This window comes from Neobacillus sp. SM06, assembly GCF_050496765.1.
Classification (GTDB): domain Bacteria; phylum Bacillota; class Bacilli; order Bacillales; family Cytobacillaceae; genus JAEVLT01.
Genome location: NZ_JBNWEO010000007.1, coordinates 80,603 through 102,366 on the forward strand (window position 1 = coordinate 80,603; position 21,764 = coordinate 102,366).

The 21,764-nt window shown below is 40.8% G+C and carries 18 protein-coding genes; 7 read left to right on the forward strand and 11 right to left on the reverse strand.

Features of this window, described 5'->3' with window-relative positions; genetic code table 11:
• Positions 1-101 precede the first annotated feature (101 nt).
• From ACQYAD_RS01540 to ACQYAD_RS01550, 3 genes are read right to left on the reverse strand one after another with little or no spacing between them, the layout of a single operon-like run.
• Positions 102-2,468: a VapE domain-containing protein gene (locus tag ACQYAD_RS01540; RefSeq protein WP_430234838.1), complete on the reverse strand. Its 2,367-nt coding sequence runs from the start codon at positions 2,466-2,468 to the stop codon at positions 102-104.
• On the reverse strand, positions 2,465-2,899 hold the full coding sequence (locus ACQYAD_RS01545) for a DUF4406 domain-containing protein (protein WP_430234840.1): 435 nt from the start codon (positions 2,897-2,899) through the stop codon (positions 2,465-2,467). The genes ACQYAD_RS01540 and ACQYAD_RS01545 overlap by 4 nt, the downstream gene beginning before the upstream one ends.
• On the reverse strand, positions 2,899-3,651 hold the full coding sequence (locus ACQYAD_RS01550) for a phage antirepressor KilAC domain-containing protein (RefSeq protein WP_430234842.1): 753 nt from the start codon (positions 3,649-3,651) through the stop codon (positions 2,899-2,901). The genes ACQYAD_RS01545 and ACQYAD_RS01550 overlap by 1 nt, the downstream gene beginning before the upstream one ends.
• Positions 3,652-3,971: 320 nt before the next feature.
• Here ACQYAD_RS01550 and ACQYAD_RS01555 point away from each other — a divergent pair, with 320 nt between their 5' ends.
• Positions 3,972-4,817 (forward strand): AraC family transcriptional regulator, encoded by an 846-nt coding sequence (locus tag ACQYAD_RS01555; protein WP_430234844.1) that lies wholly within the window; start codon positions 3,972-3,974, stop codon positions 4,815-4,817.
• Between the two features lie 150 nt (positions 4,818-4,967).
• On the opposite strand, the gene ACQYAD_RS01560 is transcribed toward ACQYAD_RS01555, so the two are convergent.
• The 5 genes from ACQYAD_RS01560 to ACQYAD_RS01580 form a co-directional block, all read right to left on the reverse strand.
• Entirely contained in the window at positions 4,968-6,902 is a 1,935-nt protein-coding gene (locus ACQYAD_RS01560) for a DNA polymerase (RefSeq protein ID WP_430234846.1), read from the reverse strand.
• Between the two features lie 72 nt (positions 6,903-6,974).
• On the reverse strand, positions 6,975-7,523 hold the full coding sequence (locus ACQYAD_RS01565; RefSeq protein WP_144515344.1) for a DUF2815 family protein: 549 nt from the start codon (positions 7,521-7,523) through the stop codon (positions 6,975-6,977).
• On the reverse strand, positions 7,516-8,664 hold the full coding sequence (locus ACQYAD_RS01570; protein WP_430234848.1) for a DUF2800 domain-containing protein: 1,149 nt from the start codon (positions 8,662-8,664) through the stop codon (positions 7,516-7,518). The genes ACQYAD_RS01565 and ACQYAD_RS01570 overlap by 8 nt, the downstream gene beginning before the upstream one ends.
• Positions 8,657-8,980 carry an rRNA biogenesis protein rrp5 gene (locus ACQYAD_RS01575; RefSeq protein WP_144515346.1) on the reverse strand — a complete coding sequence of 108 codons (324 nt, stop codon included), beginning with the start codon at positions 8,978-8,980 and terminating at the stop codon, positions 8,657-8,659. Before ACQYAD_RS01575 ends, ACQYAD_RS01570 begins: the two co-directional genes overlap by 8 nt.
• A 239-nt stretch (positions 8,981-9,219) precedes the next feature.
• Positions 9,220-9,753, reverse strand: a complete 534-nt coding sequence (locus ACQYAD_RS01580; RefSeq protein ID WP_229745553.1) for a hypothetical protein — start codon at positions 9,751-9,753, stop codon at positions 9,220-9,222.
• Positions 9,754-10,242: 489 nt separating this feature from the next.
• Between ACQYAD_RS01580 and ACQYAD_RS01585 the strand changes: the two genes are divergently transcribed.
• Genes ACQYAD_RS01585 through ACQYAD_RS01610 form a run of 6 tightly spaced genes read left to right on the forward strand, consistent with a single transcriptional unit; the run spans position 10,243 to position 18,401 of the window.
• Positions 10,243-10,461 carry a helix-turn-helix domain-containing protein gene (locus ACQYAD_RS01585; protein ID WP_188497529.1) on the forward strand — a complete coding sequence of 73 codons (219 nt, stop codon included), beginning with the start codon at positions 10,243-10,245 and terminating at the stop codon, positions 10,459-10,461.
• A gap of 23 nt (positions 10,462-10,484) precedes the next feature.
• Positions 10,485-11,723: an ABC-three component system protein gene (locus tag ACQYAD_RS01590; RefSeq protein ID WP_430234851.1), complete on the forward strand. Its 1,239-nt coding sequence runs from the start codon at positions 10,485-10,487 to the stop codon at positions 11,721-11,723.
• Positions 11,707-11,946: an ABC-three component system middle component 7 gene (locus tag ACQYAD_RS01595; protein ID WP_021623133.1), complete on the forward strand. Its 240-nt coding sequence runs from the start codon at positions 11,707-11,709 to the stop codon at positions 11,944-11,946. The genes ACQYAD_RS01590 and ACQYAD_RS01595 overlap by 17 nt, the downstream gene beginning before the upstream one ends.
• The gene (locus ACQYAD_RS01600; protein ID WP_156991233.1) at positions 11,924-13,564 is read left to right on the forward strand and encodes a DUF2326 domain-containing protein; all 1,641 of its coding nucleotides are present in this window, start codon (positions 11,924-11,926) and stop codon (positions 13,562-13,564) included. The genes ACQYAD_RS01595 and ACQYAD_RS01600 overlap by 23 nt, the downstream gene beginning before the upstream one ends.
• 19 nt (positions 13,565-13,583) lie before the next feature.
• Positions 13,584-15,893 carry a site-specific DNA-methyltransferase gene (locus ACQYAD_RS01605; RefSeq protein WP_040303644.1) on the forward strand — a complete coding sequence of 770 codons (2,310 nt, stop codon included), beginning with the start codon at positions 13,584-13,586 and terminating at the stop codon, positions 15,891-15,893.
• Positions 15,894-18,401: a DEAD/DEAH box helicase gene (locus ACQYAD_RS01610; RefSeq protein ID WP_188497532.1), complete on the forward strand. Its 2,508-nt coding sequence runs from the start codon at positions 15,894-15,896 to the stop codon at positions 18,399-18,401.
• Between the two features lie 198 nt (positions 18,402-18,599).
• Here ACQYAD_RS01610 and rlmD read toward each other — a convergent pair whose 3' ends face one another.
• From rlmD to pdaA, 3 genes are all read right to left on the reverse strand, one after another.
• A complete protein-coding gene (gene rlmD / locus ACQYAD_RS01615) occupies positions 18,600-19,982 on the reverse strand; it encodes a 23S rRNA (uracil(1939)-C(5))-methyltransferase RlmD (protein ID WP_430234855.1) in 1,383 nt (460 codons plus the stop codon).
• A gap of 14 nt (positions 19,983-19,996) precedes the next feature.
• Positions 19,997-20,863 carry a DNA-3-methyladenine glycosylase family protein gene (locus ACQYAD_RS01620; RefSeq protein ID WP_430234857.1) on the reverse strand — a complete coding sequence of 289 codons (867 nt, stop codon included), beginning with the start codon at positions 20,861-20,863 and terminating at the stop codon, positions 19,997-19,999.
• A gap of 86 nt (positions 20,864-20,949) precedes the next feature.
• Positions 20,950-21,720 carry a delta-lactam-biosynthetic de-N-acetylase gene (gene pdaA, locus ACQYAD_RS01625; RefSeq protein WP_430234859.1) on the reverse strand — a complete coding sequence of 257 codons (771 nt, stop codon included), beginning with the start codon at positions 21,718-21,720 and terminating at the stop codon, positions 20,950-20,952.
• Between the last annotated feature and the right edge of the window lie 44 nt (positions 21,721-21,764).

Genomic DNA, 21,764 nt, shown 5'->3' on the forward strand with positions numbered 1-21,764 from the left:
AAATAGGTTACTTCTTGTTCCACTTGTTCCGAACCGTTGATTTTCCTTATCCTTACTAGCTTTAGGGAAAGAACAAGTATAGGAACAAGGTAAGGTACAACTTAGCTTTGTTCCTCGACTCGGGAATAAGCTCGTTGCTTTCCGTAGACAGGAAACGTCACAACACCATTCTTGTTCCCGGTGTACTTGTTCCACTCACTGATCTTTCTCATAATGGCACCGATGGCATAGGAATCCGATGGTTTTAACATGGATGCCTCTTTACCGAAACACTCACACCAAATTTCCATATTGCAGACAAGGGTCCTTTTTACTGTTCCTACACGGGTGCCGCCGCCAAATTCGCTACCGCCGAGGAAATTTCTACGCTCGTACAAAGACATCGTGTCCCAATCATCCGGCAAGAGCGTATCCAGATAGGTACGAACTAGTCCTTCTCGTTCATCTGTTTCCATCGCATCAGCCTGTTCACTCGTTGCCATGGATACATCATCACCTTCAAGGTAGAGTTTTTCACCCCTCTCATAAAGAACTAGTGCTTCTGCCCAAATCTGCTGTACTTCCTCTTTGGTCATCTGCCAAGCTTTCTTTTTACCGTTACCGTTAATGCGGACTGGCCAAAATCTGCGGTTGCCCGTGATATCTCGAAGAAATCCACTTTCTGCATTGGTAGAACCTACAATTACGCATTGACGGGGATGGCTTTCGACGTTGACCCCATAACTGGCACGGTACTTATCATCCGCCCTTGAAATAAAGGACTTTACAACCTCCACATCCGTCTTACGCATTCCAGCAAGCTCTCCTAGTTCCAGTAACCAATATCCCTGAAGTTTCTCAGCCCCGGATTTATCCTTCATATCTGTAATAGTCAAACTATCTGAAAACCAGTCTCCAGCAAGTTTGGCAAAGAAGGTTGACTTACCGATACCTTGAGGCCCGTTTAAGATTAGAACACTATCAAACTTTGTACCGGGTCTATAAATGCGGGCTACCGCTGCAACCATCGTTTTGCGAATCACCGCTTTTGTGTAGGAATTATCTGTTGCACCGAAATAATCAATGAGTAGATTTTCCACTCGACTAATACCATCCCATTTTGGCAGGGAGTCGAGATACTCCTTAACAGGGTGGTAGGCTCGTTCTGACGCTACAGCTAACACAGCATCTTTGGTCTTGGTAGGGGAATAGACTCCGTATTTACTGCTTAAGTACACCTTAAGAAGCGCGTTATCCGAATCATTCCAACCAGCCTTGATCTGTTCCCAAGGCAGACCACCTTTGGCATCAATACCATCACGATGGCAGTTGAAAGCGATATGCTGTAATTCCTTGTCATGCCGAATAATCAAGACAATGTTATCCAATGTGTCTTTTATCCGACCTTGCTTATCCAGTTCCAAACCTGTCTGCCAATCCTCTTCACTAAACTCCTCTTCAGCCTGAGCCTGTCTCTCCTTTGCGAACTCAGCTTTTACCGCTTCATCTTTTATAGCAAACTCGCACATTGCCACAAAAGACGGCATCCTGCCAGGAGCCGTTGTAGTGGAAGCTCTATCATCTAAAGAGCCGAATTTATGAATACGAACGAGATCAAAAGCATTAAGAAGCAGGCCGCTTGCTGGGTCAGTAGCATGGTGGCTGTATGCAAATTTATCATCATAGATAATCACACCCGCACTACTGTCAGCTGGAATATAGTCATATCGACCTTCCATAGCAGATGGCGCATAAACTGCACCTAAAAATTTATCAATTGCTTCACGAACGGAATAGGCACGACAGAAAGTTCCTACCACACCTTCCTTTAAAAGCGGATCGGCTTGTTCTCTAAGACTGCGATTAATAACCTCAGACTGCCTGCTTGATACTGGCCAAGTTGACGTATCTCGCCAGTTTTCATATTTTGCAAGATAAATATCCGGGTCAAGTAATGCTCCATCCTGCTCTTCGTAGACAAATTCACCGTTAGAGGAAGTGGATGGCCAATACATAAGGCGATGGGCTTCATATGTCGTATCATCGAAAAGATCAATACCAATTTCTTTTGCCACCATACGTCCAACGGCTGCATATTCTTCTTCGCTGATCTCACGAGCAAGGGGAACGATAAGTCTGAGTCTTGGATTTTCTGGTGTGTGCTTATGAGTGGAGTAAACGCAACATTTGAAATCGAAAAGCAGACTGATTTGCTCCCAGATATTCGGTCTACCGTAATCCATATCGAGGGTAAGCAAAGAACGACATAGAACATTGCCCTTCTTTCGCCTTCCTTCTTTTAAATGTCCTCCGACAAAGCCGCCCACATCCTTGATATCATCTTGCTGCCCTTTTTTAAGTTTCCGATATTCTTCTACTGTTTCCGTAGTGCGTTGCGTCGTCTTTACACGGGAGCAAAAATACTCCCAGGAGATATCTTTGTTTTTCCATTTTCTATCCATCCGGCTATTGCCTACTGCAATTTTCATAAGCTTTCAACCTCCTCATGCTCCGGATTAAAATACCTGACCGTTTGTCTGCGTTTCTTGGCTACTTCAATTTCCCTCGCCATACCGCTTGAGATGGTATTGCCTAGCACCCAAACCTCGGAGCATTTGCCCATAAGAACGATGTCCATAAATATGGCAAGTTCACGTTCCTCTGAATTTTCATCATCCATAAACTGCGGAAACATAAGGTGGGGAGCAATTGGGATACAATTACTCTCCAAGGCAAATCTACAAAAGTTACGAGCCTTTTTAACGTTTCCTTCTACATCACCGGAATAGGGAGAACAGATATATACAAGCGGCTTAAAGGCAGATTTTTTCTCTGCCTTTTCCTTTCTCATTATGTTGGTTAGTGCTTCATGGGGAGTTGGGTCATGGTATCCTTCATGGTTAAATTTGTTGATTCCCATTACACACCCTCCATTTCTATCTGAGGCAAAATACCGTCCGCCTTCATAAGTTCGTAAATGAAGAGTCTGCCTTTTTGAGTCCAATATGTATGGACCTTTGTATGCTGTTCACCGTTACTGCCAAGGTAGCTATGTGTCTTAGTACTGGTGTATCCTTTTTCCGCATGCTTCTGATATAAAAGCCAGATACCACCTTGCTTAAACTGGACGCCCTTTTTATTAAGATAGCGGTTCATCCAAATAGCTGATTTGCCATAATCTTTGGCAATTGCTGATGTGGAAATGAGGTCTTTGCAATTTAAAACCACATCGTAATAAGAGACTTTCGGTTTCATTTCTGCAATTTGCTGATTCTGAACAGCAACCGTACCTTCAAGCACTTTATTTTGATTCCTTACTTGAGTTAGTTGTTGATTGGCAAACTGTAATGCCCTTGCCATGATTGCCTCTGGTGAATTCCATCTTCTTTCTATTTCAAGAAAGTATTGGCGACACTCTTTCCTTTTTGGAGTACGCTGTATCATGCATAGCTCTTTTGCCATGTCAATTGTTAACTGATGGTCTATGCTTGGTCTGCCTCCAGTACTTTCGCTCAAAAATGAGCTAAAGTCTGACCCTTCCTCAAATCCGTACTCACACATTCTTGGAAACCAGTCTTTATAAGCGGTCTTTACTTCCAAGGCTTCATGTAAATCACGACCGAGTACGGTTGGTCGTTGATTTTCATAATTGATTTTTACTAATTCGTCCATACGAATTACCTCCTGCAATATAGTCAGAGAGGAAACCCCTCTACCTAATAGCCACAGGAGGTAATGAATGTTGAGGATTTTGAAAAAATTAATTTGGAATTCTGATTATCATGCGGAATTTGTGTATGTTAAAATGGAATCAAAGACTGATTCAATAATAGTGGTCAATTCAACTAACGGGCCATTATCTGGAATAACGCATTGTGCAATTTATTGTGTGGAGAGTCAAATTTTAATAGTGATCCTACTTTTTTAGGCATGAAATGTCGGGTAAATAGTATCTAATCTGTATTAAAGTAGGAATTGAAAGGGAGAAAACCATGGATTGGTTAGAAAGAATGAATAATGCATTGGACTACATTGAAAATAGTCTAGATGAAGAAATAGACTACAAAGAGATTGCAAAAGCAGCTAATTGCTCCGAGTTTCATTTTTCAAGAATGTTTTCTTCAATTTCAGGGGTATCGCTTTCAGAATATATTAGAAGAAGGCGATTAACTCTCGCAGCATTTGAGATTCAAAAAAGTGATATTCGAATCATTGATGTGGCAATTAAATACGGTTATGTTTCTTCTGATACTTTTTCACGTGCTTTTCAAAAAATGCATGGAATAAGCCCCTCCAATGCTCGTAATAAAGGGGTACAGTTAAAAGCCTTTCCGAGAATTTCCTTTCAAATTTCTATTAAAGGAGATACCGAGATGGAGTACAGAATTGAAGACCTTGATTTTGAAATAAGAATTGTAGGAAAAAGCAAGCCAGTAAAAACAAATAGAGCATTTAAAACAATCCCTACACTCTTGAATACTGCAAAAAAAGATGGGTTTATGCAAGAACTAAAGGACATGTCATGGGAAAATCCAAAATGTACGCTTGAAAGCCTTTTGGGGGTTTGTGGAAAGGAAGCTGCCATAACAGATGAAGAGTTTTCCTACTTTATGGGGGTAAGATACGATGGGGTTCCACCTTCAGATATGGAAACGCTTATTATTCCTGCAAGTACATGGGCAGTTTTTCCAAATATAGTAGATGCATGGAAACGTTTATATTCTGAGTGGGTTCCAACATCTGAGTATGAACTTGCAAATTTACCGTGTATCGAATGTTATTATGGTCCGAAGCATAAACCAAGACATGAACTTTGGGTTCCTGTTATCCCTAAGTAAAATGCATATTCCATTATCGGGCGATTGTGGAACAAACAGGATAGCACTTACTAGTTATAAAATAAGTGCTATCCTATTTTCGTTATTTAACATTTGAAGGTCTGTTAACCTCATTCCACAAGTTAATCCGAATACCCAATTATATATAACTTAATCTTTTTTATAAAACTGACACTCATAGCCGTCAGCACTAAGTAACAGACCATTTGCCCAGATTGGTATCCTAGCCATCTGCTCACAGATAGCAGAAAGTGACATTCCCATATCTGCCTCGATGATAATTTCATCGTGCACATGAGCCACAATGGAACAATTCTTTAATGTCTGCATGGCATGACACAAAATATCACGACTGATTGCTTGAACAATATTCTCTACAAATTTGGGACCGTAGCTTTCGATTCTTTCCCATTTCTTCGTTCCACCGACACCTTCATAAGTAACCGACTCACCGCCAAACAGATTCTCTCCCATACGAGGTTTCACATAGGCAAGCCGTCTACCAGAGGGGAGGACAATAAAGAGCATTCCACTTTGATAGATAAATTTAATGCCGTGTATCTCTGTAGGAGTTTTTTGCTTAACACAAGTTTTTACTGCACGGTCAACATCCCACCAAAGTTTTGTGATATTGGGATTGGATTGTCTCCAAGCCGTTACAAGGGGCTGAAGTTCCTCTTCTTCAATTCCCATCTCCAAAGCACCCATTGATTTTAATGCTCCAACAGATCCACCATAACCGAGGGCAAGTTCGGCTATTTTCCCTTTCTGACGAAGGTGACCGTTCACACCATGCTTTTCAACAGGTACATTAAACATCTGAGAGGCACTGGCACAGTAGATGTCACCGCCGTTTTGGAATACATCTATTCTCCATTTTTCTCCCGCAAGCCAGGCGATAACGCGAGCTTCAATCGCTGAAAAATCTGCAACTATAAACTTCATGCCCTCCTGTGGTATAAAAGCAGTTCGGATAAGTTCCGACAGTACCTCCGGGATAGAATCATAAAGTAAGGTAAGAGCATCAAAGTTTCCGCTACGAACTAAAGCACGAGCCTGTTCCAAATCAGGCATATGGTTTTGGGGGAGATTTTGCAACTGAATCAGCCTGCCTGAAAATCTACCAGTTCTGTTTGCACCATAAAACTGAAACATTCCTCTTGCACGACCGTCACTACATACCGCATTTTCCATTGCCGTGTATTTTTTCACCGATGATTTTGCAAGTTGTTGCCGAAGTTCCAAAACAGTGCCTAGTGGTTCAGGAGCCGTCTTTAACATCTCAGCAACCGCTTTTTTACCAAGTGTATCTGTTTCTAGCCCATTGTTAGCAAGCCAGTCTTTCATTTGTTGTACAGAGTTTGGATTCTCTAAATTGGTTATTTCTTGCATTGTAGCCATTAGCTTTTCACGGGAATGTTCATCCATCACAACAGCCTGTTTTACGAAAGCCATGTCAATGGCAATGCCACGATCATTGATTTCCTGGTCGAGATGATACTCCTCCCAAATGGTCTCCGGCATCGGAAACTTAGATAATCTCTGTTGTATAGCTATTTCAGCTTCCACATCACGAAGGTTATATGCTTTAAAACGTTCCCATTTATCCTCGTCATGTTCTGGCAGATTACGAACTCGACCGCCATTTGATTTAGTAGGGGAGCAGGGTGTACAAAAATATTTGATGAGTTCTTTACCCTCTGTTAGCTTTTGTTTCTCCAAACCCAAAACTGCACCGACTCCCTCCAAAGAAAGTGGTAATCCCATATATGCCGACCATATCATGGAACATTTCCAGGATGCGGGGTCAAGATATTCAGTAAGGTTAAGCCATTTTGATAGACACACACGCTCAAACATTGCATTAAAAGCCCACTTGGTGACGGAATTATCGATAAGTGCGTTTATAATTTCATCTGGGATTTCCTCTCCACAAGCAAGGTCAACCACCTGTACTTCACCGCCATCCACTGAATAGCCAAATAGTAAAATTTCAAAATCATCACTCTCGGTATAACGGTAAACACCAGACTTTTGAAGGTTGGCGCTACTAAACGTTTCAATATCAATAGAAATAGAATTCATGTATTACCGCCCTTTCCAATGCAAACGAGGTGGCAGAAGAACAACCTCCACCACCTCGTCTGTATTTATTCTTTATGCTAAAAAATCATCATCTTCAATGGTTGTGAAATCATCAGCAGCATTGGTTCTTCCACCTAAAGGCTCTCCATCCCTTATCTTCTGAATGTTACCAAGTCCGCAGGCCACACCCTTATTGCCATTAGAGTTAAAAGCATAGAAATTTAGGGATACTCTTGCATAACAACCGCTGTAAACCTCGTTGCGATCCAGGATAGGTCTAACTGCTTTATCTACTATTTGGGGTGGAGTCTTGCTGTTGGCATTTACAAAGTAATGTCCTTTGTAAGCCTCGTCATCACGTTCTACGTCACCATCTCGAAGTGGCAGTTTAATAGCCGCCTTATTCGGCTTTTTACCACCAAACTTTGCAATGCCCTCTTCAATGGCTGCATCTACTGCTGCATTGATAGCATTGATGGTTTCCTTATCTGTTTTGGGAATCAATACGGATACGCTGTACTTTTCCGCTCCGCCATTGATGGATACGGGTTCCCAACCGTGAAAATAGCTAAGACGTGTGTTGATGCTTGTAACAACCTTCGTTCTGTTTTGATTATTCATATTCTAATTCCTCCGTTATTTCATTAAATTCGTTTTTTACGTTTGATATATTCATAGCTGGCCTCTTATCCGAAAGTGGAACCAGCGTTGGCTTACCTGGTGGTTTATGTATGAGACCACCGAGGATTTCTTGAAATTTCGATTTACCCATCAGCTTCTGCATTTCCGTAAGGGTAATAAGACTCTGACGATAGATATCATTATAGCCATTTGCCTTGGCTGCTTCAGCCACGGCCTCTTCGTCCTTATATTTACGGATAGACCTGCCCTCGACTACCTTAAAGCCGTGCCACTCTTTCCCTTGATTAACGGCAGCATCCGTCGCATAATCAATGATTTCATTTGCCCACTTTGTAAGGTCGGACAGTTTAGAGAGAACTTCCTCAATTTCGGAATCCGTAAGCAGGGGAGGCAGTTTAAATTCCATCTGTGCTAATTTCAGCTTTTCTTCTGCTCTTGCACGGCATTTAACAGCCGCTCGACAGAATGTACACCATTCACCTGGAAGGTAGTTACCTTCGCCTTCATAAGCTTTTTTGGCCTTTGGTCTAAGCTCGTTTTCTGCCCAGTCTTTTAATTCATTTACCGGGATTGTCCATGTGCTGACATTTTCCCTGCGAGGTTGGAAGATGGTCATGGAAACCTCTTCGATGTCATACAAGCTATCGTAGATTTCCAAAGCTCCAAGGGCGTACAATTTCATCTGTGGGTTTCCTGCTGCATCTACTAACACACCCATGCCGTACTTAAAATCGATAATATGAAGCTTTTTATCGCCAATGATGATGCAGTCACCAGTTCCGAACCCCTGTGGTACATAGCAGGAAAAATCAAGACGTTGTTCAATAAGTATTAACGGGTCCGTACAGCTTTGTTTTGCCAATTCAAACTGCTCCATTACAAATTCAACATAGGCATCGCTGTGTTCTTCCATTTCATCAGAGTTATACACCGAGACTGGCCGTTTACTTCTCATGTGAAGTGCTTTTTTAAGTTTGTGTTCACAAAGAGCATGGGCGGCGGTGCCTTCAGCAGCTGCATTGGATTCGTTATTTTCAAATTCTAGTTCCAATCTTGCAGATGGAAGGCAATTCAGCCACCTATGGGACCCCGATGCGGAAAGTACTGCGTGATCACTCATTGCCTAGTACCTCCGCATCTTTCAGCATGTCTGCATAATGTTTCGGGTCAACTTCGCTTAATTTAGAGCCACCGTATTTTTGGATGATTTCTCTTACTTGGGCAGTAAGACCGGCTTGGCTCTTTTCAGCGAGTTTTGCTCTGACTTCCTCCAGAGTGATTTCCTTTTTCTTTGGCGCAGGTTTTTTTACAGGTGTAGTCGGTTCTTTTGCTTCGACAGGTTCATTGCCCGCCATTGCATCAGCAACCGCTTGTATACTGTCTGCCAAAGAGCGCATATCAGAAACCACATCAAGAAGAAGTTTGATTTTGCTCATGGTTTAATCCTCCCTCCTTAATCTCACTAATGGCGAGTTCCTTTACGGTGTCACCCGGGACAAGGATAGTCAGTTTCTGCTTATCACCAAGTAAGAAACGTAGGAAACGCTCCCTTATAGTGACATTACGACAGGAGACAATCCCGCCAGACTGTGGAGTTTTTGAAACACTGATTTTCAAGTTGTGTTTCATGTTCTTCACCTCTTTCCGAGAGCGTTTATGTACTGCCCTCTATCTATTAGCCGTGGCAAGAGGGAAAAGTTGAGGATTCTGGAAAAACTTTTTTGAAATTCTTCTTGGCTGTATCTAAACGGTGTGAAATAGCACTTTTACTTACACCCACACTTTTTGCATAGTCGGTCATTGACATGCCATCAAGATATACAGCAATAAAAGGTTCTGAATGTTTCGGCTTAAGAATGGTACGAATAATCTCACAGCAATACTCATATTCTTCTTTTTTCTCACGAGTCTCTTCATGTGTGTTATCAGAGAAATAGTCCATATGATCGGTTTCATCTACAGCTTGGTCATCTTTACGGAATGGCTTCTTTGGCATCCCTCTGTTTCTATCAAACTTGTGCCAGTTATTGTAGTCGGGCTTGTTAAAACGCTCGTCCATAATCTCCTGTGGTGAACGACGAGTTACCGTTTCCTTATCTTCGGCACAGGATAGCCTGTCCTCGTAATCTGCATCAATCATTAAAGTAAAGTCCTCGTCTGGTACCTCCAAATAGGTAGGTTTGTTGTCGTACATAATTCTAATTTTCATTTTGCATCCTTTCCGCCGGACTGCATTGGCGGCAAAGGATACAAAAATAGGTCTGTGCCTCGAAGTACACAGACCCTTTGTCCTGAAAATGAGCGCAACAAGGTAAGGTACTTCTATTGCAACGCATAACAATCCTTAACGGACTGAAACGTAACAATATGTATCCTTTGCCCTTATTGCAAATCAGGCATTTGATATATTTATAGCTGGTAAGCGAACGAGTTTTTCTTTTTTGCTAAAAGTAAGCTTGTCTTACCATCTATTTAAATTTTATTAATTTGGACATCTGAAATCCTCAGCTGACACTCTGCTGATACTCCGCTGATACTCCGCAAATCTTTTTCATTTTCACCACGACAAAAAAACTAAGCATTCGTAAAGAAATGCTTAGTATTTTTAGATTATTGATTGAAACACGCTTAGTAAATTGCTATAATAGTAAATACGCATTAATAAAAACCATCCAATAGTGCTTGGAGGGCGTTAAAAATGGCATTTAGTTATAATAAACTATGGAAACTTTTAATTGATAAAAAGATGTTGAAAAAGGATTTAATGGAAAAAACAAATTTAACTTCAACAACGTTAGCAAAAATGGGGAAAGATTTACCGGTAAGCATGGATGTGTTAGGAAGAATATGTAAAGCTCTTGAAGTTAACATAGGCGATATCGTTGACTACATCGATGATGATACTCCGAAGAAATAAAACTATTGAAGGAGGCGCAATGTATGAAAAAGTTATGCTTTGGTACTTTTGCAACAATTTTAAAGAGATGCAAGGCTAAAAGAATTTCACAAAAACGATTGTGTGGTACCATGCTGCTTTCTATTGCGCCTACCTATGATATTAGTGGAGAAGATGGTACCGTTTCAGATTTAATACTAGGTAAAAAGAATCTATCCCCTATAGTAACCGATACCGCTCCTGGTGCAGACCCTCATGCTATCTCAGATTACTTTAAGCAAAACATTCTCCAGATGTTGGATAGTAATAAGAGAAATCTAATCGTTTTAGCCTTGAAGGACATTATTGCATCTGATGACTCTATCAAGCCTGATACAGTTGTTGAATTAGTAAACAGCATGACAAAGGAAGATATCATAAAGCGTAATGCCTTTGTATTAGAGGACTTTCTTGCAGGCATCCTACTTTATACAGTGCTTAACGTCGAAAATCGAAATTGTGAGGGTAGTGTTCGCGAGATAACAAATGAATACATACAGTCCTTTGAAGATAAAAGATTAGACATAAGCCTTATTAATACATATAGTAATTTGACTCCAAAGACTGCTTACGAAATTGCGATTGATGCCCACTCCCTCGTATTGCTTGCAGAAACAGGGGGCAAATGCCAAAAGTGCGGAAGAGTTTTAGGTATAAAAAAAGAAGGCAACGACATTAACTACGCTAAGGTCGTTCGCCTTTCAGAAACTGATGAAGTGGTTCTATGTGTTAATTGTGAACGTGAAATGCAAAGTGCCTCCGAAGAAGAGAAATTGGCTTTACTCTCGGACAAGCGTGACTTGGAAAATCTTATGATGGCAAGAGATGCTACTTCACGATATGTAATAGAGAAGCAAATTGAACAAGTACTTCGGGAAGTCGATTTAATGGATGTAACCGATGATACACAGTTAAAAATCGAACCTGTTAAGGTAGAAAATAAAATTACCGAAAAACGGTTGAAAGACCGGGTGCTCGGAGATGTTCGGCAGTTATATGAAGGGGTCAACGATTCATTATATAGGCTTGCAGGAGAAAACAGTTTAAACGTTGATAAATTTGCTAGAAATGTTAGGCGGATGTATGAAGATGCAAGTGAATCACATATATCGCAAAGCGAAATTTACTATCTGCTTGTTGAAACATTGTTTGAAAAGACAGGCCGCAAATATAGAGGTGCGTGTGAGATTATAATCTCCTACTTCGTACAAAGGTGTGAGGTGTTCGATGAGATTACCAAATAAAGTAATTCCTTATACTAATAGCGTTATTGCTCTGTTCCCAGATATCTTAGAGGCATTGGCACAACAGGACATGTCCCCTAAAGAATTGTTTGAAATAACAACTTTTCGTAAAAAGGACATGGCTGATTTCCTGAGTGCTTTAAATTGCTTGTTTGCATTAGGTAAAATTGAATTAATTGAGGAAGGGAGGGTGCTTCGCTATGTTAAAGGAAATTCAGTGTGATAAATTTGCACCGGATCATCGAGTTATCCGGTTTAATTCAGGCCTAAATACAGTTTTAGGTAGCGCAGGCGGTAGCAACGCAATCGGAAAATCAACATTTCTATGGATTATAGATTATGTATTCGGCGGTGAAAGCTATTACTCCCTAACTGATGATATAAAAAAGGAAATAGGTTCGCATATCATCTATTTCACTTTCGAGTTTGATGAACAGCCATACTATTTCTATAGAAGTACGGATGATCCTAAAAATGTATATCGAAGCGATGAAGAGGGCCGATTCATTACAAAATTATCGCTAGAAGATTTTCGGAAATTTCTGTTTCAGGAATATAAAATTGAGCTTCCTGCCCTTACATTTTCAGAAATAACCGAGCGTTTTTTCCGTATCTATGGTCGTGAAAATACACTTGAAAAGTATCCGTTGCTGGTAAAACCACGTGAGCAGGATGAAAAAGCTGTAGATTTTCTATTAAAGCTATTTGGGCATTACAGAATTCTTGCTTCTATAAAAAGTATGGAGGAAGAACTCGGAATTAAATCATCACAACTTAAGTCACGTCAGCGCCAGAAAGTGGATATAGAGAAAATTGAAAGTAACCAAAAAACAATAGAGTCGTTGAGGAATAGACTTCAAAAGCTAATGAAAAATAGTGAAGAAGCTCAATTAGCATTGTTCGGATTTGACACTCAAACGTTTGAACGAATTTCAGCAATCCAAAAAGAGTTGAATATCTTTGTTCGCAAGCGTAATCGCCTCCAATCACAGCTAAATGCTATAAAGAACAATATTGCTGATAACAAAGTCGACACCGCAAGTGAATTTGATTCCTTGGTACATTTTTTCCCAAACACTAATTTAAAGGCTTTTGAAGAGATTGAATATTTTCATAAAAAAATCAGAGAAATTCTAAGTGAAGAAATGGATGAGGAAATCGAGCGATTACAACCACTAATCGGTGAATATGACAAAGAGATTACGCGCCTTAATCGAAAAATTGAAGAATCTGGTCTTGCAAAAGAGATGTCTGAGAGGGTACTATCCCAGTGTGTTAATGTGTCTAAAAGCATCGATAAACTTGAAGAAGAAACAGCTGAGTTAATTCATCAAAAGGAACTTCAAGAAACACGAGCTGAATCGGAACAAATACTTGAACAACTGTTGTTGCAACAAACAGAAAAGTTGGAGGAAATACAAGATGACATAAATCTGCGCATGGAAATAATAAATGGCGTAGTAACTGAGAGAGAGGAGACCGCTCCTCTTTTGTATATTACTCCCCAAAAGGGAATCATCTTTGAAACACCTAGCAATACAAGTGAGGGAACAGCATACAAAAGCCTTGTTGTGTACGATTTAAGCATACTTGAATTACGGCCTATCCCTGCACTTATCCATGATTCAAATATTTTAAAGCGTATCGAGGATGTTCATCTGGAACGCATATTGGAGCGTTATCAGGCTAGTAGACGTCAGGTTTTTATTGCATTTGATAAAGCTGACTCTACAACTACAAAGGCTCATAAAATTTTAGAATCGACAGCAATCTTACGCTTATCGGACGGAAATGAATTATTTGGTCGTTCGTGGAGTAAATACGAATCGAATGATTATTAACATAGGAGGATCAAAAGAAATGGCTGCAATTGATGATTTATTGCGCCAAATTCCGGACACTTCCTTGCGTAGCCGCTTGGAAGAGGAATTTGCCCGCATTTCAAAAAATAAAAAATTTGGACTTGTATTTGAGGAACATATCCCTGAATGCACTCCACTTTATGAGGTTTCTATCAAACGTGGCTCTACTGTTGCACAAAAAACAGGCCATATTAATAATGTATATACGGTGCTGAAATTAGATGGAGATACTGCCCTTTGTCGTAACAAAGCAACTGGTAATACTGAGAACATACCAATCACGGAGCTAGTTTCAGTTGCTCAATTTGGCGAGCCAATTTTCCCCACCCTCCAGCCTATTGATTCAGTTAAAAATGCACCTGATAGTAACTTATGGCATACAATCATTGAAGCAGACAATTATCATGCCCTTCAGTTACTGGAATATCTCTACCCTAAGAAGGTTGATTGTATTTATATTGACCCCCCATACAACACCGGTGCGCGGGATTGGAAATACAATAATAACTATGTTGATTCTAGTGACAACTGGCGACACAGTAAGTGGCTCTCAATGATGCAAAAGCGATTAAAGATTGCAAAAAGAATACTTGCTGATGATGGTGTTTTGATTACTACAATAGATGATAATGAATATGCGCATCTATGGGTTCTTCTTCATGAGATTTTTCCAAACCTAACTCATACTTGCGTAACCATTCAGCATAATCCCGGTGGAACTCAGGGTAAAAAATTCTCTGTAACTCACGAATATGCAATATTTTCATATTCAGCTGATAGTATTATTTACCGTAAACAGCATACTGGTGGCGATGTCTATAATCTAAGACGTTGGGGAAGTACCTCAGGTCGTTATGAAGGCGCAACATGTTTCTATCCCGTAATTTTAGACTCGAATTATAACATTATCGGTTTCGGTGATTTACTTGATAAGGAATTACATCCATCAGCACAAGTAGAACACAATGACGATGGTACCATTTATGTCTGGCCTATTGATAAAAATGGCATAGAAAAGAAATGGAGATATGGACGAGATACTGTAGAAACTGTTAGGGATCGAATGTATGTTGAAAGGCGAGGAGACCGAATAGAAGTAATTCTTCGTAGGGAAAGTGAACCACCTAAAACTGTCTGGACAGATCCGTTATGTAATGCAGAAGCCCACGGTACTGATATGATCAAGGCCATACTTGGTGGTGGCTTCTCATATCCCAAATCACTCTATGCAGTCCGCGAAGCGCTAACATTCGCAGTTTCGGGTAAGAAAGACGCATTGATTGTTGACTTCTTTGCAGGAAGTGGTACCACATTACACGCAGTAAATTTACTTAATGCTGAGGACAACGGAAACCGCCGCTGCATTTTAGTAACTAATAACGAAGTCTCAGATGATGAATCAAAAACCTTGAAAAAAAATGGCTATAAGCCCGGTGATATTGAATGGGAAAAACATGGAATATGTCGTGCTATAACTTGGCCTAGAACAAAGTATAGTATCCTTGGAAGACGTGATGATAGCTCTGTCTTAACGGGTGAGTACTTTACTACTCAGACTGTATCTGATGAAGTAGACCGTTCATTCTATCAGTTAAGTTTTGTCGATAACCCTACAGAATTAACAGCAGCTGCAAAAAAGCAAATTGTTTCTTTACTTCGAAATAAGGAAGGAAAGTCACAATTGCCGCAATCATTAGTAACCAAAGACTGTAAATTCATTGTTTCAAATAAACATACAGCATCAATTCTTTTTGATGTAAATGCAGTTGATGAGTGGTTATCTGCCATTGAAGAACAGGATCAAATATCAGACTTTTATATAGCCTCAAAATCGACTGCCATATTCAAGTCAATTAAGACACGTGTTTCAGAATTGCTAGGCCCCATTATTGTAACATCACAAGTTAAACGTCCAATGAGCGATGGTTTTCCTGCAAATGCTGAATACTTCAAGCTAGAATTCTTGGATAAAAATCTTGTTTCATTGGGCCAACAGTTCCACGAAATACTACCATTACTTTGGCTCAAATCTGGAGCTATTGGAAAGCGACCAGAAGTAAATTACAATGAAGAACCAGAGATGTTAATTCTTCCGCAAAATGGCTTTGCTATTTTAGTCGATGAAACACGGTTCGCAGAATTTGCCGAAAAGCTTTCTGAAGAGAACGGTATCCAAATGGTCTATTTTGTAACTAACTCCGAGGAAGCATTCCGGGAAATGGCTGCCGGAGTAAAAGTAAATAACACATATCAATTATATCGAGATTATATCGATAACTTTGTGTTAGGAAGCAGGAGGGATTCATAAATGAGAGATATATTATTTCCTTTTCAGGAAACAGCCCTTGGTGAACTGCATTCTGCAATTAAGGATGCTCATGCAGTATGGCGTGAAAATAAGCCTCAGATAATCTCGTTTTCCGCACCAACTGGTTCGGGAAAAACTATTATTATGACGACTCTTTTTGAAGAAATACTCTATGGTAATGAGGACAACATTGGAGATCCAGATTCAGTATTTGTTTGGCTTTCCGATTCACCAGAACTTAACGAGCAAACACGCTTAAAAATTGAAAGCAAATCAGATAAAATCCCTGTTAGGGACTTGGTAACTATTGATTCAAACTTTAGTGCTGAGTATTTCGAAGGTGGTCACGTTTATTTTCTAAATACACAAAAACTCGGTTCTGATAAGCTACTGACTTCATCATCTGATAAGCGGCAGTATTCCATATGGGAAACCCTTACTAATACTGCTAAACGGATTCCTAAAAAGTTTTATGTGGTGATAGATGAAGCACATAGGGGAACTTATACATCTGTGCAAGCAGAAAATAAGGCGCAATCTATCATGCAAAAATTCATTAAGGGTAGTGAAGATGACGGTCTTTGCGTCATGCCTTTAATTATAGGTGTGACTGCAACTCCTCAGAGATTTGATAACTTAATTGCCGGAACGACTTCAACGGTTCAAAAAGTCATCGTCCCTCCTGAGCAGGTTCGTGAGTCAGGTCTTTTGAAAGATAGAATTATTATTCACTATCCAGATATTCAATTTAATGCTGATATGACCATGTTTAAAGGGGCAATTGATAATTGGCGCAAAAAATGCACTCATTGGAAGACTTACTGTGAGCGCGAAGATGAAAAAATGATAAACCCTATTCTTGTTATTCAAGTTGATGATGGGAATGATCGTATAGCAACCCAAACCGATTTGGGGGCTTGCATCGATTTACTAGAAGAATCGCTGGGACGCAAGTTACAGCCTGGAGAAGCAGTACATACTTTTAATGACCATGGCACACTTAAAGTACGTGATGTTGAAATTCAGCAAATTGAAGCATCCCGAATTCAAGAAGAAGAAAATGTGCTGATTGTGTTTTTCAAAATGAATCTTTCCACAGGTTGGGACTGCCCGCGAGCTGAAACGATGATGTCATTCCGCAGTGCCCAAGACTATACTTATATTGCTCAGTTGCTAGGACGTATGATACGTACACCTTTGGCAAGACGGATTTCTTCTGATGCTGAGCTTAATAGTGTCAGCCTATTTCTTCCATACTTTGATGAAGAAACAGTGAAGAATGTAGTTAATGCCCTGCGTGACAGTGAGGCTGCTATGCCTACCGAAACAGGCACTAGTAAAGAGCTTGTTACACTTGGACGAAACCTTGCCTATTCCGATGTATTTGAGGCAATGGATAACCTCATAACTTATCGGATAGATTCATCTCGAAAGCAGGCACCACTTAAATTATTAATACAGCTTTCACGTGCACTGACGATGGATGGTATTGACTTAGGGGCGCAGAAAACTGTTAAAAATGCTGTTTTATCAAAAATGGATGGTGAGATTTCACGGATAAAAGAAAGTGGAGACTTTGACACTCGAGGGGCTTCAATTACTGGTTTTGCTCTCGGTACACTGATATTTGAATACGGAGACAATGCCTACTCCTTTGATGAAGAAACACAGACAATGACCATGTCCGATTTTGATATTTCCCGACATTTTGAGCAAGCTGGAAGGTTGTTGGGAGAGGGTTTACACAAGGAATATTGGATTCGTCATAGTACCCGAGACCATATTGATGTAAAAAAAGAAATCATCATTCTTACACATGATACTGATGCAATGGAAAGGATTAATGACTATGCTGAAGAAGAATTCATAACACTGTACGAAAACAACAAGCGATCCATTGCTAGACTTAGCGAGGCACGAAAGAATGTCTATGAAAGATTAACTAATGCTTCTGTACAACCGATATCTGTACCATGGATATTACCAGATTCTATTGATTTTTCTAAACCAGATAATAGCAGTAAATTTGAGCAGCATCTTTATTGTTTAGAGGACGGCACATTTGAAACATCACTGAATCCATGGGAAAGCGGAGTTATTACAGAAGAGCTTAACAATGGTGCTGTATGCTGGTTACGTAATCTTGACCGCAAAAAGTGGTCACTAGAAATCCCTTACGAAGTCAGCGGTGTCACCACTCCTATGTTCCCGGATTTAGTTATTGTTAGATCTGATGCACAAGGTTATGTTTTTGATATTTTAGAACCACACGATCCTAGCCGAAAAGACAATTATCCTAAGGCAGTGGGTTTAGCAAAATTCGCAGAGAAGCATTGGGATATATTTGGCAGGATTCAGCTCATTCGACTTAAAAAAGGTGTAGATGGTCGTGAACATTTCTATCGACTAGATATGGGAAAAACAACGATTAGGAATAAAGTTCGTGGCATAACATCAAACGAGGAACTGGATAGAATTTTCGATACAGATGCTGTACGAGAAGATTAAATAATACATCTATACTGTCTCCTCAACCCCAATAAAAAATCTAATCTATCAACTCGACCCTATCGTTTTCAGGGTAGTTGATATGTTTCCTCAAAGAATAAAAATGAGGGTTTCCCGACTTTAACATCCTCGGCAAAGTAGCCGTGAGCAAAGTTCAATGTCAGGAAACCCTTTATTTATCAATACTTTGAATAGAGCTTATTCCTCAACCCTTGACATCAAGACAACACACTCGACGTGGCTTGTCTGCGGGAACATATCCACGGGCTGGATGTATTTCACTTCGTATTTTGGGCTCAAGGTTTGGATGTCTTTTGCCAAGGTGGATGGGTTGCACGATACGTAGATCACCTTTTGCGGCTGGACTTTTCCTATTGTTTGCAGGAGCTGTTGATCGCAGCCTGTGCGCGGCGGGTCGACGATGATGACGTCGGGATGCCAGCCCTTTTTTACCCATTTGGGCAGGACTTCTTCCGCTTTTCCCGGGACATACTTTGTGTTGGTGAAGCCGTGCCGTTTGGCATTTTTCTTGGCGTCCTTGATCGAATCAGGGATGATGTCCATCCCCCGGATTTCACCGGCTTGATCGGCAAGCCAGAGGCCAATTGTTCCGACACCGCAGTAAGCATCCACCACTTTCTCCTTGCCAGTCAACCCGGCCGCTTTTTTGACTTCATTGTAAAGCGTAACGGTTTGCAGCGGATTCAGTTGAAAGAAAGTGCGCGCGGATAATTCAAATTGCAAATCACCCAATGTCTCTTGAATGAACTCTTTGCCGGCCAGTGCTTCGGTTTCTTCACCAAAAATCAGCGATGTTTTCTGACCGTTGATGTTCTGCACAATCGACTGAACGTTTGGCAGCCTTTTTTGAATTTCCTGAATCAATAAGTCTTTTTTCGGCAACTCCCTTTGCGTGGTGATCAGCACCACTTGAAGTTCGCCTGTTTGCACGCCGACGCGGGTGACAATCGTGCGAACCATTCCTTTGCGTGACCGCTCATTATATATTGGAATGTGCAAATCTTCCAAAATCCTTTTAACCATGGCGGTTGCTTCATTCGTTTGCCCGTGCTGAACGGCACAATGGTCAATATCGATTAGCTGATGTGTATTTAGGCCATATAAACCAGCGAGCACCTTGCCGTTTTTTTCTGCGAGCTGGAAGCTGCTTTTATTGCGGTATTCCCACGGGTTGTCCATTCCGATCGTCTCGCGGATATCGAGACTGTCAATGTTTAGCTTCGTGTGCCGTTCCAGGGCTTGAATGACGATATCACGTTTTTCCTTAAGCTGCTGGTCATAACGCAAATGTTGAAGCTGGCAGCCGCCGCATTGCTCATAGACCGGGCAAAGAGGTTTGACGCGGTATGGGGATTGGCGGCGGATTTTTTTCAGCTTTGCTTCGGCAAACTTCGGGTGGATTTTGTTCGCTTCCACGACTACTTCCTCGCCAGGCAAAGCACCAGGGACAAACACGACTTGCTTTTTAAAATAACCGACCCCTTCGCCATTAATTCCAAGTCGTTTTATGGTTATGGGAAAGGTTTGTTTTTCTTTTATTTTTATACCTTGTTCGCTCATTTCGTTCACTCCATCTACTCGATGCTTCTCCACAAATACAAAGAAGCATAGCTCAAGTACGGTTCCCATCCCTGTTTGAAGCGTTCCATTTCTTCCTGGGTTGGTTTTTGCTCAAGCTTGTATAGTTTTTTTAAAGCATTTTGAATGCCAATGTCTGCTGTTGGAAAAAGATTTTGCCGACCGAGCCCGAACAGCAGAAAGTTTTGAATCGTCCACGGCCCGACGCCGCGAATTTTAATCAGGTTTTTAAAAATTTCTTCTTCGTCTTCCTGTTTTAAGGCTGAAAAATCGAGTTCCCCGCCTGTCACATTCCTCGCAATGCCAATCACATATTCCGCTTTCCTGCCGCTGAACTGCAATTCTCGGAGCTGCTCGACGGTTAATTCCGCAATTTTCTCAGCATCCGGATAAAACCAGACATCCTCAAGTTGTGAGCCAAATGTTTTGACAAACCGTTCTGTTAAGGTGAAGGCAAACGATAAATTCAGTTGTTGGTGGATGATGCTTTTTAACAGCGAAGAGAATGGATCAAAATCAAGTACGAGCGGGGTGCCGAAATGTTCGTTAAAAAGTTCAGTTAAATCCGTTTGCTGAAAGTGATCGTAAACAGGTTTTAACGGGACATTCCATTGGAAAATTTCAGCTATTCGCTTGATTTGCTCTTCTTTGTTTTCATCCTTTTTTCCGGATAAAAGAAAGGCAGGCGCCTCGGTCGTTCCGGTTCCCCTCACTTCGACAACGTATTTTTCACGATTCACAATGATCGGCACTTTGATTTCCCTGTGTTTTTTATCAATTTGGTTAAGCGGGTCGAGAGCTTGGCGTTCAAGTACCCGGTCAAAATTATATGGTGCATCGATTTGGATCTTTTTTTTCCACACTTTTTGCGACCCATCCTTTTTGCTTTTTTCGTATTATAGCATGTTCCTGAGGAAAATAGGAAAAACCGAATTCCGGGGAATTCGGTTTATTGGATGGTTTTTGCTAAATGGTCAAGGCTTTTGAATTTGTATCCGCGCTTTTTTAAGTCTTTGATGACTTTCTCCAATGCATCGGCATTGTCTTTGGAAACCGTGTGTAGCAGCATAACGGCGCCCGGATGAACTTGTTTCATAATATTGTCATATGAATATTGCCAACCTTTTTGCTGGTTTACATTCCAATCGACAAATGCAAGCGACCACATCACATGCGTATAGCCTAAATCTTTGGCCACCTTTAAAGTTCTCTCACTCAGGATTCCTCTCGGTGGACGTAAATACTTCATCTCTTTTTGCCCTGTCAGCTCTTTTGTCCGGTCTCGAACTTTGTCCAGCTCTTCCTGGATATCGGAATCGCTGTTTGTGGTTAGGTCGGGATGAAACCAGGAGTGATTGCCGACAATATGTCCTTCTTTGACCATCCGTTTGACAAGCTCAGGAGCAGAGTTTAAGTAATGTCCCGTGACGAAAAAGGTTGCTGGCACTTTTTCTTTTTTTAAAACATCAAGGATTTTTTCGGTGTACCCATTTTCATAGCCATTGTCAAAAGTAAGGTACACTATTTTTTTATTGGAATCGCCTTTGTAAAAACCGCCGTATTTTTGCAAAAGATTGTCGAGTTGGGCTCCGGCCTCGGCCTGTTGCTCATTCGTTCCTTTTTTGAAACCCCAATGGATGGGTTGATTGGATAGGGCAGCCTGTGCAGTTTGCGATAGAAGTATAAAAAACAATGGAAGAATGTATAAAAATTTCTTCATCCATGTCCCCCCTAAGCTCATTTAGGTTTAGTGTTTGTTTTAGG

Coding starts and splice junctions, on each gene's coding strand:
- ACQYAD_RS01610 (WP_188497532.1), top strand. CDS start 15,894: ATGAGAGATATATTATTTCCTTTTCAGGAAACAGCCCTTGGTGAACTG.
- ACQYAD_RS01570 (WP_430234848.1), bottom strand. CDS start 8,664: ATGAGTGATCACGCAGTACTTTCCGCATCGGGGTCCCATAGGTGGCTG.
- ACQYAD_RS01595 (WP_021623133.1), top strand. CDS start 11,707: ATGAGATTACCAAATAAAGTAATTCCTTATACTAATAGCGTTATTGCT.
- ACQYAD_RS01550 (WP_430234842.1), bottom strand. CDS start 3,651: ATGGACGAATTAGTAAAAATCAATTATGAAAATCAACGACCAACCGTA.
- pdaA (WP_430234859.1), bottom strand. CDS start 21,720: ATGAAGAAATTTTTATACATTCTTCCATTGTTTTTTATACTTCTATCG.
- ACQYAD_RS01555 (WP_430234844.1), top strand. CDS start 3,972: ATGGATTGGTTAGAAAGAATGAATAATGCATTGGACTACATTGAAAAT.
- ACQYAD_RS01545 (WP_430234840.1), bottom strand. CDS start 2,899: ATGGGAATCAACAAATTTAACCATGAAGGATACCATGACCCAACTCCC.
- ACQYAD_RS01580 (WP_229745553.1), bottom strand. CDS start 9,753: ATGAAAATTAGAATTATGTACGACAACAAACCTACCTATTTGGAGGTA.
- ACQYAD_RS01605 (WP_040303644.1), top strand. CDS start 13,584: ATGGCTGCAATTGATGATTTATTGCGCCAAATTCCGGACACTTCCTTG.
- ACQYAD_RS01590 (WP_430234851.1), top strand. CDS start 10,485: ATGAAAAAGTTATGCTTTGGTACTTTTGCAACAATTTTAAAGAGATGC.
- ACQYAD_RS01585 (WP_188497529.1), top strand. CDS start 10,243: ATGGCATTTAGTTATAATAAACTATGGAAACTTTTAATTGATAAAAAG.
- ACQYAD_RS01600 (WP_156991233.1), top strand. CDS start 11,924: ATGTTAAAGGAAATTCAGTGTGATAAATTTGCACCGGATCATCGAGTT.
- ACQYAD_RS01540 (WP_430234838.1), bottom strand. CDS start 2,468: ATGAAAATTGCAGTAGGCAATAGCCGGATGGATAGAAAATGGAAAAAC.
- ACQYAD_RS01560 (WP_430234846.1), bottom strand. CDS start 6,902: ATGAATTCTATTTCTATTGATATTGAAACGTTTAGTAGCGCCAACCTT.
- ACQYAD_RS01575 (WP_144515346.1), bottom strand. CDS start 8,980: ATGAGCAAAATCAAACTTCTTCTTGATGTGGTTTCTGATATGCGCTCT.
- rlmD (WP_430234855.1), bottom strand. CDS start 19,982: ATGAGCGAACAAGGTATAAAAATAAAAGAAAAACAAACCTTTCCCATA.
- ACQYAD_RS01565 (WP_144515344.1), bottom strand. CDS start 7,523: ATGAATAATCAAAACAGAACGAAGGTTGTTACAAGCATCAACACACGT.